At 40.4% G+C, this 14751-nt stretch carries 13 protein-coding genes; 6 read left to right on the top strand and 7 right to left on the bottom strand.

What is annotated here, in order from left to right; translation table 11 throughout:
- The gene (locus tag HHO47_RS12485) at positions 1–492 is read right to left on the bottom strand and encodes a hotdog fold domain-containing protein (protein WP_169020585.1); all 492 of its coding nucleotides are present in this window, start codon (positions 490–492) and stop codon (positions 1–3) included.
- Positions 493–652: 160 nt separating this feature from the next.
- Between HHO47_RS12485 and HHO47_RS12480 the strand changes: the two genes are divergently transcribed.
- Both HHO47_RS12480 and HHO47_RS12475 read left to right on the top strand, forming a co-directional pair.
- Positions 653–1846: a multidrug effflux MFS transporter gene (locus HHO47_RS12480; RefSeq protein WP_169020584.1), complete on the top strand. Its 1194-nt coding sequence runs from the start codon at positions 653–655 to the stop codon at positions 1844–1846.
- Positions 1847–1851: 5 nt separating this feature from the next.
- Positions 1852–2487, top strand: a complete 636-nt coding sequence (locus HHO47_RS12475; protein WP_169020583.1) for a LysE family translocator — start codon at positions 1852–1854, stop codon at positions 2485–2487.
- Positions 2488–2635: 148 nt separating this feature from the next.
- Here HHO47_RS12475 and yegD read toward each other — a convergent pair whose 3' ends face one another.
- From yegD to HHO47_RS12450, 5 genes are all read right to left on the bottom strand, one after another.
- Positions 2636–4003: a molecular chaperone gene (gene yegD / locus HHO47_RS12470; RefSeq protein WP_169020582.1), complete on the bottom strand. Its 1368-nt coding sequence runs from the start codon at positions 4001–4003 to the stop codon at positions 2636–2638.
- A 64-nt stretch (positions 4004–4067) separates the two neighbouring features.
- Positions 4068–4916, bottom strand: coding sequence for a DNA ligase (locus HHO47_RS12465; protein ID WP_169020581.1), 849 nt, complete (start codon positions 4914–4916; stop codon positions 4068–4070).
- A gap of 34 nt (positions 4917–4950) precedes the next feature.
- Complete coding sequence (locus tag HHO47_RS12460; RefSeq protein ID WP_169020580.1) at positions 4951–5607, bottom strand: HAD family hydrolase; 657 nt, start codon at positions 5605–5607, stop codon at positions 4951–4953.
- A 61-nt stretch (positions 5608–5668) separates the two neighbouring features.
- Positions 5669–5968: a hypothetical protein gene (locus HHO47_RS12455; protein ID WP_169020579.1), complete on the bottom strand. Its 300-nt coding sequence runs from the start codon at positions 5966–5968 to the stop codon at positions 5669–5671.
- Positions 5969–6079: 111 nt separating this feature from the next.
- Complete coding sequence (locus HHO47_RS12450) at positions 6080–8365, bottom strand: TonB-dependent receptor (protein WP_169020578.1); 2286 nt, start codon at positions 8363–8365, stop codon at positions 6080–6082.
- Between the two features lie 501 nt (positions 8366–8866).
- On the opposite strand from HHO47_RS12450, the gene HHO47_RS12445 reads away from it, so the two are divergent.
- The 4 genes from HHO47_RS12445 (at position 8867) to HHO47_RS12430 (ending at position 13777) form a co-directional block, all read left to right on the top strand.
- The gene (locus tag HHO47_RS12445) at positions 8867–9076 is read left to right on the top strand and encodes a hypothetical protein (RefSeq protein WP_145237750.1); all 210 of its coding nucleotides are present in this window, start codon (positions 8867–8869) and stop codon (positions 9074–9076) included.
- A 251-nt stretch (positions 9077–9327) separates the two neighbouring features.
- Positions 9328–11460, top strand: coding sequence for a M3 family metallopeptidase (locus HHO47_RS12440; RefSeq protein WP_169020577.1), 2133 nt, complete (start codon positions 9328–9330; stop codon positions 11458–11460).
- An 88-nt stretch (positions 11461–11548) separates the two neighbouring features.
- The gene (locus HHO47_RS12435; RefSeq protein WP_211183715.1) at positions 11549–12394 is read left to right on the top strand and encodes a DMT family transporter; all 846 of its coding nucleotides are present in this window, start codon (positions 11549–11551) and stop codon (positions 12392–12394) included.
- A gap of 69 nt (positions 12395–12463) precedes the next feature.
- The gene (locus tag HHO47_RS12430) at positions 12464–13777 is read left to right on the top strand and encodes a glycerophosphodiester phosphodiesterase family protein (protein WP_169020576.1); all 1314 of its coding nucleotides are present in this window, start codon (positions 12464–12466) and stop codon (positions 13775–13777) included.
- Positions 13778–14024: 247 nt separating this feature from the next.
- Here the strand turns inward: HHO47_RS12430 and HHO47_RS12425 are convergent, their stop codons facing one another.
- The gene (locus tag HHO47_RS12425) at positions 14025–14723 is read right to left on the bottom strand and encodes a tRNA1(Val) (adenine(37)-N6)-methyltransferase (protein WP_169020575.1); all 699 of its coding nucleotides are present in this window, start codon (positions 14721–14723) and stop codon (positions 14025–14027) included.
- Positions 14724–14751: the final 28 nt, after the last annotated feature.

Below are 14751 nucleotides of genomic sequence, written 5' to 3'. Positions count from 1 at the left end.
CTAGTTTTTATTCTTCTGTTCTTTTTTCTTAGTAATGTACATCGTAATATCTGCAGTGAATACTAGTTCATTGCGAGTATTATAAAGCTTAACTGATACCACTAAATCCTCTTTATCTAGCCATTGTCTTGGCATTGCAATTTCAGCCACCGCTGTCACATCCGTATCCACTTTTGCTAAATACTGCACTGTCATGCCTTTGGGTATCCAACGGTGAGTTTTATAGGGCACGGTAGCATCAACCATCACGCCAGCGCACAACTCTGCTAAATTACATTGCGCAATTGCGTGAATAGTCCCAATATGATTGTGCACATTACGGCGGTTTTTAACCATTGCGCTGCAATGTCCGTCACGTAAATCTAAAACAGTGGGTTTCATTGAGCCAAAATAAGGGGCTTTAAAGCATACTACTTTAGTAAATAACCAATTGCCAAATGGTAAATTTTTTAACTTTAACCATGTTTTCAAAACAACAGATTTATCACTCATAACTTTTCTTAATTAAAAAGGCAGATACACCAAACTAACACATCAGACCAGATGAAAAAAGCATATTTACTTATCTCGCTAATAATATTCTGTCTGGTCGGCCATATGCCCTTTCTTTTTTATCTTTGCAGACCTAAAATACGCGGTAAAAGGAGTACTCATGCCAACAACCGATCGCCGCAATCACCTTAGTATTATTTTAATTCTCGCTCTTCTGGTTATATTTTGCCCATTAGCGATTGATATTTACTTACCCGCTTTTCCTGATATAGCGCAAGCATTGGCTATTGATGAGCAGCAAGTGCAACTTACCGTCGCTATTTTTATGTTGACTGTTGGCTTAGGTCAGCTTATAGCAGGTCCTTTAGCCGACAAGTTTGGCCGCCGTCCAGTCGCACTATTTGGCATCACACTGTATGGAACTGCTGGGATGTTGGCTTTTTTAGCACCTAATTTTAGCATTCTAATGCTTGCGCGCGCACTGCAAGGCCTTGGGGCTTGTGCCACTTTTGTGGTTGCTTTTGCGATTGTGCGTGACATCTATGGCAGTGCTAAAAGCGGCCAAATGATCACTTACCTAAATGGTATTGTGTGTTTTATTCCCGCGTTAGCACCTATTTTAGGTGCTTGGCTGACCGTACAATTTGGCTGGCGAATGAACTTTTTATTTTTGGCCGGGTTTGCTTGCGTTGGAGTAATGATCATTGCCATATATTTTAAAGAAACGCGCCCTGCAGATAGCCACTATGAGGGCCACATACTCGATTTACGTCGCTTTATACCAATCATAAGCACGCCTATTTTTCTTTTTAATAGCCTAATTTGTATGGTGGCAATGTCGGCTATTTTAGCTTTCGTAACATTAGCACCGGGATGGATAATGACCGAGTTAGGTGGATCGGTCAGCGATTTTACTTTTTGGTTTACTCTCAATGCCATTGTTAGCATTGTAGCCAGTTTTATTGCACCATTGTATATCAAACGCCATAGTCAAAAAGCGTTACGCATAGGTATGAGTTTATTAATTTTCTCTGGTGTACTGATTTTGATTCTTGGCCAGTTTAAAAGTGCCTTTGCTTTTATGCTGCCAGTGTTGATTGCCGCATTAGGCTTTGCACTTAGCTTAGGCTCAGCGGCTGGAATGGCATTGTCACATTTTGCTAAACAAGCTGGCACTGCATCTGCGTTAATCGGTTTAATGCAAATGAGCGGCGCAGGAGCCTTGGTTATGCTCACCCAAGTACTTCCTTTCAATACGCCCGAGTTTATTGCTTTTCACTTATTATTATTGCTGCCACTGTGGGTTATACTGCTCAGTAATAAAGCGCACGCTTATCATCCTAAAAATACATAAAAACAATGATCAATTTTGAATTTTTACTGTCATTTTTAGCCGCGAGTTTTTTAATCGCTGTTGCGCCAGGCCCTTCAAATGCTTTTTTAATGGCGCAAACTTTTGCCAATGGCCGCGCAGCAGGCTTACAAAGCGCATTTGGTTTCGCTTTGGGCGCAGTGGCGCATACTTTATTTGCTGTTGTCGGTCTTACTGCTATCCTAAAAGCCTCAGAAATGGCTTATACCAGCGTACAATACGCTGGAGCAGCCTACTTATGTTATTTAGGTGTAATGATGTTTAAAAGCACATTTATCCCGTCTAAATGCAATAGCGAAGATAAACCCCATGTGAGCACCAAGAAAAAAACGAATGTAATGCTTCAGGCTATGATGACTGAAGTGCTCAACCCTAAAGTAGCATTATTTTTTATTGCGTTTATCCCGCAGTTTGTTGATCCAACCCTATCATCATCAACAACATTTCAATTAGCTTTTTTTGGCTTACTGTACCCACTTTTTGCGTTTCCGATTGACTGCACGTATATTTACTTTGGCGATAAAATTGCAGGCTACTTTCGAGAGCACCCGCGAAGTCAAATTTGGATTGATCGTATAACAGGTGTGGTATTTGTAGTTCTTGCGGTTAATCTACTCATCTAAAAAGCTGCGGTGGCATATCCCAGTAGCGTGTAATGAAGTCAGCGCAGATATGATTTTAAGCTCACCTTTGATGCATAACGAGCTTGAACGGTCATTGCCAGATCACGAAAATACCTCGCAACCCGACAAGTCATACTATTAGCACCCTTTAACGATAAAGTATGCTTGCCCATTTAGTGAGTCCGGCGGTTACACTACCAAAGTGATCGCCGTTTACCATTTTAATATCACCTAAGTGCTCAACTAATGCGGCTTTTATTAAAGGTGATTGCGCACTGCCACCGGTAAGGTAAATCACATCAGGAACGGTTCCTGCATCTTTGATAGCTTGTTTTGCTAAACTTACTATTTGCATAATCGAATCATCAACCGCTACAGCTAAATCAGCGCGAGATAGCTCTTTATATAATTGCGGCGCTAAAAATCCTAATTCACACTCATACTCAGTCGCTGTCGAAAGCGCAATTTTTGCCGCCTCCCCTTGCTGTACCAGTTGGTGGCCTTGCTTATTTTGCTGCAAATCGATCAGCCGTTGAAATAACTCAGGTGCTTGTACTTCACGTAACTGTGTAAGTAGCTCTCGGTGATGGCTTTGACTATAGAACTGGCTTTGTAAGTTCACATCGTTAATTTTACATGCTTGCCAAAATGCTTGATTAGGCAGCGGTAAACCTGATTTAAACTGACTGCCTAACCCCAGTAATGGCATTAATGCGTGATAGCTCAATGCAATGTCTAAATCATTACCACCGACACGTTTACCAGTATGTGCCAAAAAGTCATGATCACGTTCACGACTATTACGAAAGCTAGGCCCCATTTGTACAAATGAGCAGTCACTTGTACCACCGCCGATATCAATAACCAATACTTTTTGATCGTGATTTAAGTCACTTTCATAATCAATTCCCGCCGCAAGTGGCTCATATAAAAAAGCCACCTCTTTAAAGCCCGCTCGTTTTGCTGCACGCTCTAAAATACCAATTGCTTGTTGGTTTGATTGCTCTCCACCCACGGCTTGGAAATTTACCGGACGGCCAATAACCGTTTGTGTTAACTCTTTTTGTAGTGATATCTCAGCTCGCTGTTTGATTTTTAAAATCATCGCGGTGGCAATATCTTCAAAGAAGTTGATCTGACCTTGCTTTAAACCTATTGCCCCAAAAAACGATTTAGGGGACTTTACAAAATAACCTTCTTCAGGAAATTGCACATATTCGTTAATTGCTTCACGGCCAATAAACAGGCTTTCATCATTAGCGTCTAGATCTAAGTCAGACTTGATCCGCACCATACTATTGAGCAGGGCTTGGCGCGGGGTTTTAAAGTCAGTTTCATAATTTGTACCCGTTAGATGCTGAGCAACATAATCGACAACTAAAGCGCTGTGGTGTGTATATAAGGTAGAAGGGAGGTAAAACTTACCTTCCTCTAGGGGCACCAGCTCAACAGTATTTTGAGCATTCATTACACCCATTGCGCAATTGGAACTACCATAATCAAAACCAACTACCATTACTTCACCACAACTCACATCAAAAGGCCGCGCAATTTAGCATACTTACAGCTTTTTTAAAATGTTAATCAGGATCGTGTTGACGTAAAAAGCTGGCAAACCGTGGTAAACCATTTTTAGTATAACCATGGTATCGGTATGTCACCGTCGCTCCTATTGCGGGTGGATTTTGGCGCTGTGCGTTACTAAAGCCAGTACCAATTGCAAACTCTTTTCCCTGTGGTGTCACTACTTTTAACGCCCCTAGCATGCCAGTAAATTTGCCTTTCCCTGGAAGATGGGCAATGACGATCGCTTCACTATCAAAATAAGGTTTTAACTTTAATAGCGCATCAGAACGGCCACTTTTATGTATTGCTGAGGCTAAATGCAGCATCACACCTTCACCACCTTGCTGAGTCACTTCATCAAAGTACGCTGATAATGCCTGCTCTGTGGTAAATTGATACTGCTGTACTGCTTGAATGTGTGGCTTATTTAATGTTTTTACTAAACGTAGATAATTTTCATAGCGTACTGAAAAGGGGTTATGTTGATCTGGCATGTCAAATATTTGATAGGAGACTTTTTGCCAGTCACTATCCAGCGGCTGTAAAGTGCGCACAATACCACTGAGATCTGCAAAATCACCGCGCTTGGTCCACAACTCACCGTCTAACCTCAAATTAGGTAAATCAGCAATAAACCAGCTTGGCGCATGAATGGCATTGCCATTACGGGTTATCAACTGTGTTCCCGTCCAAATCGCACGTACCCCATCAAACTTCTCACTTATGAGATAGTTTGCAATGGCAAGCGCTTGGTCTTGTTGGTAAACCTTGGCAAGTTGAGCATCTGCGGTGATCTGTGTATCAGTTGCTGAGCAAGTAAAACTACTGAGCAGCAACCATAATACTGTTAGTCCTTTATGCATATCGGTCTCCTTGTTTAACACCAAGCAGACTAAACTATAGCTTAGTTTGTACCCATTGCCATAGCTGCTGTAAATTATCGATGCGAGAAACAGCTAAACTTAAATCGTGATCTAAGGTGTGTTTATTCGGTATTGCAACCACAGGTACGTTTGCATTAGTTGCTGCTGTAACGCCGGTGTGTGTGTCTTCAACAGCAATTGCTTGCTCTGCTGAAATCCCTAATGTTGTCAGCGCAAGTAAATAAGGGTCGCCCGCAGGTTTGGGATTTTGCACATCGTCTTTAGTCACTACACAGTCAAACCATTCATAAAAGCCATAGCCTTTTAAGATCGGTAACGCCTCATGGCGTGCACTCCCCGTCACTAATGCCATTTTAAGATCGCTTTGCCTAACAGCCTCTAATACTTCTTGGACAAAGGGCATTAAAGGAGGTAAATTAGTGGTAACAAATTGCTCAAATGCATCATATTTAGCCTGCGCTAACCACTGCGCTGAAACCGATAAGTTATATTGCTCAACCACTTCAATTGCCGCATCGAAGGTCGGACGTCCTGAAAAACGTTGGCAAAAATCATCTTCTTCATAGCGCACGCCAAACGGTGCTAAAACATCATTCCAACAATTAAAGTGGACACTTTCTGAATCAACTAACGTGCCATCCATATCAAATAATATTGCTTTTAATGTCATCCTCATTCCTTTATATTTCAGCAACAAAAAAGGTGCTCATAGCACCTTTTTGGGTTAATACTTATGCTGTTAAACCTGCTGGCGGCTCAGCAAATGCTTCTTCACCGGTTTCTACATCAACCAGTTCATAACCACGTTCCTTTCTAACAACTTTTAGCACTGGCTTAGCAAACGCTGTTTTTAAACGTTCTGCGTCATCTAGCAACGCATCTAAGGTGTTGCCAAAAGGCGCTGCACCCGTTTCTGACCAATTGGTAACTTTACCATTTAGGTTATATTCAACCTCATGAATTTGATATTGCGCCGCTTCATCTTTGGTTGCTTCACAAAAAATCACGCGGTAGTTCCAAAATCCAGCCATTGCTCTTCTCTTGTTAAATTTAATTGTCGTTACTTTAGCAGTAACGCCTATTAATATAAATGAAAAAACCCGCTTTAAAAGCGGGTTTAATGATCTATTAACTAGCTAACTTTAAAAGAAGTTAACTTTAAACTCAGCGCCAATAAAGCGCCCTTCATTAATCATTGCTGTATTGTTATTGAAGTCAATTGCACCAATTGACTGTTGCTTATCAAATAAGTTACGTGCAAAAACAGCTACTTGATATTCATAGTCACCATCAGCCCATGCATAACCACTGCGAAGACCAACTTCAGTAAGTGCTTTACCTTCAAACTCAACAGACTCATACAAGAAGTAGTTAATTTCACTACGGTATGAAACATCAGCGTAAGTAAAGAACTCACCATCGCCTAACTCTTTGCTATAACGTAAAGTTAAGTTAGAGATCCACTCAGGTGCATGCGGCAAGCTGTTACCATCGATAATAGCATTGCCATTTACCATAGGATCAGTAATCGTTAGCAAGCCATTTGAAACACGAGCTGGTACTGGAATCGAAATTGAATCGTCTTTAAGTTCAGTATTATTGTAGCTCAAGTTAAATGTAGCATTTAACTCATCTGTTAATACCCATTCAGTATCTAACTCAAAGCCATAACCTGTGGTTTTATCGGCATTGAGTAGACTCGTAGTATTTGCACTACCACCTACAGCCGTTAACTGTTGATTGTCCATTGTGAAGTAATAAACACTTGCATTTACACGGCCACGGCCGTCTAGTACATCTGACTTAATACCGGTTTCGTATGACGTTACTGTTTCTGAATCAGCTTTTGTAACGTCATTAGAAAAAGTAATACGACCTTGAATACTTGGCGCACGGAACGTATTAGCTATTCGACCATATAAATTCACATCATTCGTCAATTTATATGATGCAGATAAATCCCAGCTAATATGATCATCACTAGCGTCTTCTGTGCGAATGATGTCTGTTTCACATTGCATTAAGTCAAAGTTACATGCACTTAAATCAGCAGGTACAATTTTACGAACGGCTACAAAGTCTTTGTCGTCATCTGAATAACGAAGACCTGCTGTTAGTTTTAAATCATCACTCACAGTGTAATCAACAGAGCCAAACACAGCCCATGCTGTAGTGTCTTGATGTTGATTTACGTAGCCATAAAGTGCACCACCTGCCAACGTGTTATAACCAAAGTTTTCGATGGTTAATGACTCATCAAAATAGAATACGCCGGCTTGGTAATTAAAATCACCTGCAAAATTACTAGATAAGCGTAATTCTTGCGTATATTGGTTGTGATCAGGTAAACCACTTTCACTTTCAGACTGATCAGGTATAGCACCAGGACCGCCAACATAGCCACCATCAATATCACCACGAGAATTTACTTCAGCGCTTTCCCAACCTGTGATTGATGTTAATGTATAATTAGCAAAATCATACTCAAGCTTTAAGCTCGCACCTTGAGAATCAACAACTTGAAATTCACGTGCTGCTGCATTGTGGTAAACCACATCACCATCAAAGCCATCAACTAGCTCATTTGAACCAGTTTTGATTGCATTAGCGTAAAATGGTATTGGTGTGCCTTCCATGTTACGAACGTGATAATTTAGTAAGGCTGAAAAATCATCTTTTTCATATAAAAACTGGATGCGTGCAGCGCGATCAGTATAACCACCTAAGATGTCGTCTTGCTCAAAGCCTGGGGCGCGGTTATCAATATAATCATCTTTGCCTTGCCACAATACAGACACACGTGCAGATAAGTTTTCAGTTAAACTACCGCCAACAGCGCCTCTGAAATCAATTGAATCATTTGTACCATATGATACAGAGCCATAACCATCAAAGTCTTGGCTTGGCTTTACAGAATCAAATTTCACAAGACCTGCTGGTGTGTTACGACCGAATAAAGTACCTTGTGGGCCACGTAAGACTTCAACACGCTCTACGTCAAAAACAGGGAAGCCTTTTAAAATTGCGTTCTCTTGAACTACATCGTCAACTACAAGTGATACAGGTTGTGAAGCGTTTAAATCGAAATCGGTATTACCTAAGCCACGAACATAAAAACGTGGGAAAGTACGTCCATATGAAGACTCAATAGATAAGCTTGGGATTTTCGCATTCATAAAGCGAACATCCATACCTGCTGAGCTGTAAGCATCTAAATTATCGCCTTGCAATGCAGATACTGCGACAGGTACTTCCTGTGCGTTTTCTACACGCTTACGCGCAGTGATTTGAATAACTTCTAACTGCTTGCTTTGTGCAGTTGCGGCTTGCTCATCAGCAGCAAGAGTTGTAAATGAAGTACTTGTTACGGCAGAGAACAACGTTGCATTAATTAGAGTTGCTAACGTAGATCTTTTCATTGCTTTCATGTCGGGGTTTAACCTTTTTAGTGCACTCTTATTCAACGGTTGGTGTGTTGCGCCAAATTCACTCGGCGAGCTCGGCCAATTTTTCGCGCCTTAAATTAAGCTACGCGGACCTCTTTATCGAGAGTGCAAAACGAAGTAAGAGGCTGAACGAACGCTGAAGATTATAGCATTGTGTGACACTTTTGCCGCACAAATATGTACAAGAATATAAGCTTTTTATAACAAATAACGGCACGATAAGCGAACTTGAGAGATTTTATACAATTATATTTATTCCATAAGGACATTTGTCCTTTCAATAACGCCGTTGAAAATGTAGCGAACATCCAATTAGGAGTCGCTAATTGGCTGTAATGATCATTGAGTAAACCTAGCACGCTATAATGGCATTTACGGAGGAGTTAAAGTTCAATATGTTTTTTATGAACAAATCATTAACATTTTCTTACAGGTAATGCTATATAAGTACTGTAAGCTTAAATAAAGCACGAGGAACAAATGATGTCACAACTGACTTTAAATCAAAAATTAGCCACGTTACAACCTTTAGTTGATTTGCAGCTGTTTGAGTCAAGTATTGAGTACCGTAATAAAATTTTGTCTGTGCTTGCAGAGCAAGAACATACTCTTAATTGCATTAACAAAGAGTTTGGTCATCAGCAACCGGCTAGCTTTGGCAGTGAAAAAAAGTTTGTTTTAGGTTACAACTAATTTCGCAACTAAACACATACAACATAAATCAAAATTCTCAATTAAGTACCAACCTGTAGTAGCTTTAATACGTCCTACCGTTTAAAGCTACTATTTCTCGATTTGCAATACTTTTACCTAAAAACACGCTTTTTGCGCTCAATCCCCACCTTAAACCGATAAACTTAGTTGTATATACATGAAAATTTGTTAAGTTATGGGTGTTTTATGTCTCGCCTGTTTTTCAAGGCTCACTATTTTATGGAGTTCTCATGCGTAAGACCCTTATAGCAACTACAATTGCTAGTGCATTATTATTATCCGCTTGTAGTTCGCAAAACGATGCAAATACAAAAGAACAAACGACTCAAGTACAAACAGTCAATGTAGATAACGTATTGATGAAACCAAGCCCATTACAATATATGGCACCAGAATTTGATAAATTTGGTTCCAGTGATTATGAACCGGCATTTGATGCAGGCATTGCCCAGCAAAAAGCACAAATCACAGCTATCGCTAACAACCCAGCTCCAGCGACATTTAAAAATACCTTAGTTGAATTAGAACTATCGGGCGAATTGCTTGATCGCGTTTCAACCGCTTTCTATAACTTATCTGGTTTGATCTCTAATGATGAGTATCAACGCATTGCAGCAAAAATGGCCCCCGTGTTATCTGCGCATTCTGATGACATTTATCTTAACAAAGCATTATTTTCACGTGTTGAAACCATTAATGGCAATAAAGCGAAGTTAAATGCCGAAGATCAGCGTTTAGTTGAGTTTTACTACACTAAGTTTGTTAACGCTGGTGCAAAATTAGATGAAGAACAAAAAGTCCAAATGCGTGAAATCAATGCTGAGCTTGCTAAGTTATCAACAGCCTTCTCGCAAAACGTATTAAAATCGTTTAAAGAGGACGTAGTATTAGTAACCGATAAAAGCGAACTTGCTGGCCTTTCTGACGCTGAAATAGCAAGCCTTGGCGCTGCCGCTAAAAAAGCAGGTAAAGAAGGCTACATGATCACGTTAGTGAACACCACACAACAACCGATTCTCAGCAGCCTAGAAAACCGTAAGTTACGCGAACGTATTTTTAAAGCCTCAACGACTCGCGCACAAAATACCAATGCCCCTATCATTATCAAAGAAACCAATTTGCGTGCTCAAAAAGCAGCGCTACTTGGCTATAAAGATTGGGCTTCATATGTAATGACCACACGTATGGCTAAAACCACTGAAAACGTATACGGTATTTTAGATGATCTAGCGCCAAAAGCTGTGAACAAAGCAAAAGCTGAAGCAGCTGAAATCCAAAAAATCATTGACGCATCAGGCGAAAAATTTGCGTTACAACCATGGGACTGGGCATTCTATTCTGAAAAAGTGCGCCAAGCTAAGTACGACCTAGATCCTGCTTTAGTTAAGCCATACTTTGAAATGCAATCAGTGATCCATAACGGTTTATTCTTTGCGATGGAAAAACTATACGGCATTACTTTCAAAGAGCGTAAAGATTTACCTCTTTATCACGAAGATGTAATGGCGTTTGAAGTGTTCAACGCCGATGGTAGTGCTATTGGTTTATTTTACATGGACCCTTATGCTCGTGAGGGTAAACGTGGTGGTGCTTGGATGAGTGCATATGTTAGCCAAAGTGGCTTAAAAGGCACAAAACCTGTCATTTATAACGCGCAAAACATTCCTAAACCAGCAGACGGTCAGCCAACACTGATGACGTTTGACGAGGTTACGACTATGTTCCATGAGTTTGGTCATGCAGCACACGGTTTGTTCTCAGATGTAAAATACCCAAGCCTTGCTGGCACTGCTACAGCTCGTGACTTTGTTGAATTCCCGTCACAAGCGAACGAAGATTGGAACATTGAACCAACTGTACTTGCTAACTACGCTAAGCATTACAAAACAGGTGAGCCAATTCCTAAAGAATTACTCGACAAAGTGCTTGAGTCACAAAACTTCAACCAAGGTTTTAGCACCACTGAGTATTTAGCTGCAGCATTACTTGATATGGAATGGCATTCATTTGGTGTTGATAAGAAAATAACTGACGTACAAAAATTTGAACATAACGCGTTAGAGAAACACGGCATTGCTTACTACCCTGTACCACCGCGTTATAAGTCTTGCTACTTTAGCCACACCTTTGCTGGTGGCTATTCAGCAGGTTACTACGCGTACCTTTGGACTGAAGTATTTGCGGCTGATGCCTTTGCGCATATGACAAAGCAAGGCGGCTTAACTCGTGACAACGGTAATAGCTTCCGCAAAGAGATTTTATCAAAAGGTAACAGCCGCGACTTAATGCAAAGCTATATTGAGTTCCGTGGTCAAAAGCCAACTACCGACGCCCTACTTAAGCGCCGTGGTTTAGTCAAGTAAACTTAAAACTCACTAACACTAAACGCCCGCACATTATTGCGGGCTTTTTTGTTATAGTAAAACTTTAGAGTTATTGATTATAAAAACGATGTATTACTTATTAGCAACGACCCTACTTTGGGCATTTTCATTTAGTTTAATTGGCGTATATTTAGCTGGTCAAGTTGATGCATGGTTTAGTGTATTAATTCGCGTAGCCCTAGCCACACTGCTATTTTTACCGTTTTTAAAACGAACACCTCCCTCACTTGCATGCAAGCTCATGCTAATAGGCGCAGTACAACTCGGTATTATGTACAGCTTTTACTACCACTCATTTTTGTTCTTAAGTGTTCCTGAAGTACTGCTATTTACCGTAATGACTCCACTTTACATTACGTTATTAAACGATGCGTGCAACAAATATTTTAATCCGCAATTTTTTATAGTCGCTTTTATTGCCGTGTTGGGTGCCATTACTATTCGCTATGAAAACTTAGACAGTAACTTCTTCGTCGGATTATTACTGGTTCAAGGCGCTAATATTAGTTTTGCGGCAGGACAAGTAACCTACAAACGCTTAATGCTGGGTAAGCAGCTTGATGATAAAACTGTATTTGGCTGGTTTTTTATTGGCGCATTGATTGTTGCAAGTAGCTGTTATGTCTTATTTGGTAACTCAAACAAATTACCAAGCACCTCAACACAATGGGGCATACTAATTTATTTAGGAACTGTGGCATCCGGTGTTGGCTATTTTATGTGGAATAAAGGCGCAACACTTGTCAATGTGGGGGCGCTGGCGGTGATGAACAACTTACTTATTCCTGCTGGCATTGTTGTTAATGTGCTGATTTGGAATAGAGACGCGGACATACTTAGATTAAGCACTGGCGCGGGAGTTATGCTTTTTGCCTTAGTCGTAAACCAAATAATGGCTAAAAGAGTAAATTAATTACTCTGTAGTTAAACTGTCATTAATAATTAGTAAGGTAGCTGCTACTTTGATTTTTAAGGACAAATAATGAAACATGCGCCTTTACTGACTCGTTGTTTATTATTAATTACACTCGCTGGCTGCGACGACGATGTAAAAATAGTCGAAAAAGAAGTGCTTGTTACCAACACTGAAGTTGAAATTATTAAAGTTCCTACCCCGGTTATTGCTGAAGTAGCACAAAGTACGAATATTAAACTCGGTGCTCGCCCAGACTACCTAATTGACGATATGGACACCAGCGCACTAAAAACAAAATTAGAATCGTGCAAAGGCGGCCCCTTTTATCGTACAGATTTTTCAATTGGTCACCGCGGTGCACCTATGCAATATCCTGAACACACTAAAGAATCTTACATTGCAGCGGCTCGTATGGGCGCAGGCATTGTCGAGTGCGATGTAACGTTTACAAATGATAAAGAGTTGGTATGCCGTCATTCTCAATGTGATTTACATACCACCACTAATATTTTAGCGATCCCAGAACTTGCCGCTAAATGCAGCGTGCCATTTACGCCAGCAGATCCTAACAGCGGTACACCCGCTGCAGCTAAATGTTGCACTAGCGATATTAGCCTAGCGGAATTTTTAACCCTTGAAGGTAAAATGGATGACGCAAACACCAATGCCACGAATGTTAGCGATTATATGAATGGAACACCGAATTGGCGTACTGATTTATACACCACCTCAGGGACACTCATGACCCATAAACAAAGTATTGCGCTATTTAAAGAGCTGGGTGTAAAAATGACCCCTGAGCTTAAATCGCCTCAAGTGAGTATGCCTTTTAATGGTATGACCCAAGCACAATATGCACAAAAAATGCTGGATGAATACACGCAAATGGACGTACCCGCAAACCATGTTTATCCGCAATCATTTAACCTAGCCGACGTAGAATATTGGATTAACACTAATCCTGAATTTGCAGCGCAAAGTGTCTATTTAGATGGTCGCGACAGTAATGCAGGGTTTGATCCTAATAACGCAGCAACATGGCAGCCAAGCATGGCAGAGCTAGCTACTGAGGGCGTTAAAATTATAGCCCCCCCTATTTGGATGCTGCTAAGCATAGATAACGACAATAATATTATCCCCTCGCAGTACGCTATCGATGCTAAAGCCGCTGGGCTTAATATTATTGCCTGGAGCCTTGAGCGCTCAGGCCCTCTTAATGAAGGCGGCGGTTATTATTATCAGTCTATTCGTGATGTTATAGATAACGATGGCGATATGTTCACTGTGGTTGATGTTTTAGCACAAGAGGTTGGTGTAATGGGTATATTTTCCGATTGGCCAGCAACCGTAAGTTACTATGCTAGCTGTGTTAGATATTAAGAAAACTTGACAATAACATATATTTCATCGCTCTAATGGCGCTACAAAGAAGCGACAAGTCTAAATTAGTTAGCTAATCACCGTATTTTTTACTCAATTGAATGTAAAAAATTCCAAAAAACATTACCTAACACTTAAATACAGATTAAATTTCAATTAGTTAAATTTTGAATGAATATTGTAATAGTAATCTTAAATAGTAAGCTTACTATTACTTGCGATAAATGTACCTTTTATTCAACGATGATTACATTTTCAAGTAAAAGTCTTTACACAAAGTTATATACTCATCGCTATATTGAGCCCCTTGAGCATGGATCGTTAAGCTGGTCAGCTCGCATTCTTGTCTCTGATAAGCAAAGCACATTAAGCTCCTGCTCGGCGCTTTAGTGGCAGTAGTTTGTACTAAACAATGGCGCACTAAATACAAACCTTGTAACTGCGCTTGTGCAATAAACAACTGCGCTTCTGGGCAAGGTAGGATCACATTAAAAAAAGCATTTTGGTGACTAAGGTGTTTGAACGCAGTGATTAACTCACTAAAATTTAAGCTATCTGTATGACGTGCGGTATTACGAGCTAAGTCCTGCCCTTTTAAACTGGCATTAAAATACGGAGGGTTACTGATCACAACATCAAACTTAGTAGTAGTGGTTACTTGCTGAATAGCTTTTTGCATCAGTGTAATATCTGACCATGGGCTATTTGTAAAATTTTGCTGTGCATCAGCGCATGCATTGGCATCAATTTCAACAGCATTGACCTGCATAGTTGGTTTACGCTGCTTGCACATTAATGCCAACAATCCAGTACCTGTGCCAATATCAAGTAACCGCTGTGAAGTAGTTAGGTCAGCCCATGCACCGAGTAAAACTCCATCCGTCGAGACCTTCATCGCACTGCGCGTTTGCGCTACTTTAAATTGTTTAAACACAAAGCCTGACATTTTTTCACCTTTTCATTCACCAACTGGC

The sequence above is a fragment of the Pseudoalteromonas arctica genome, assembly GCF_012927645.1.
In the GTDB taxonomy this organism is placed as follows: Bacteria; Pseudomonadota; Gammaproteobacteria; order Enterobacterales; family Alteromonadaceae; genus Pseudoalteromonas; species Pseudoalteromonas arctica_A.
Note: the sequence above shows the minus strand (reverse complement) of the source record. Positions and strands in the feature narration are given on the sequence as shown.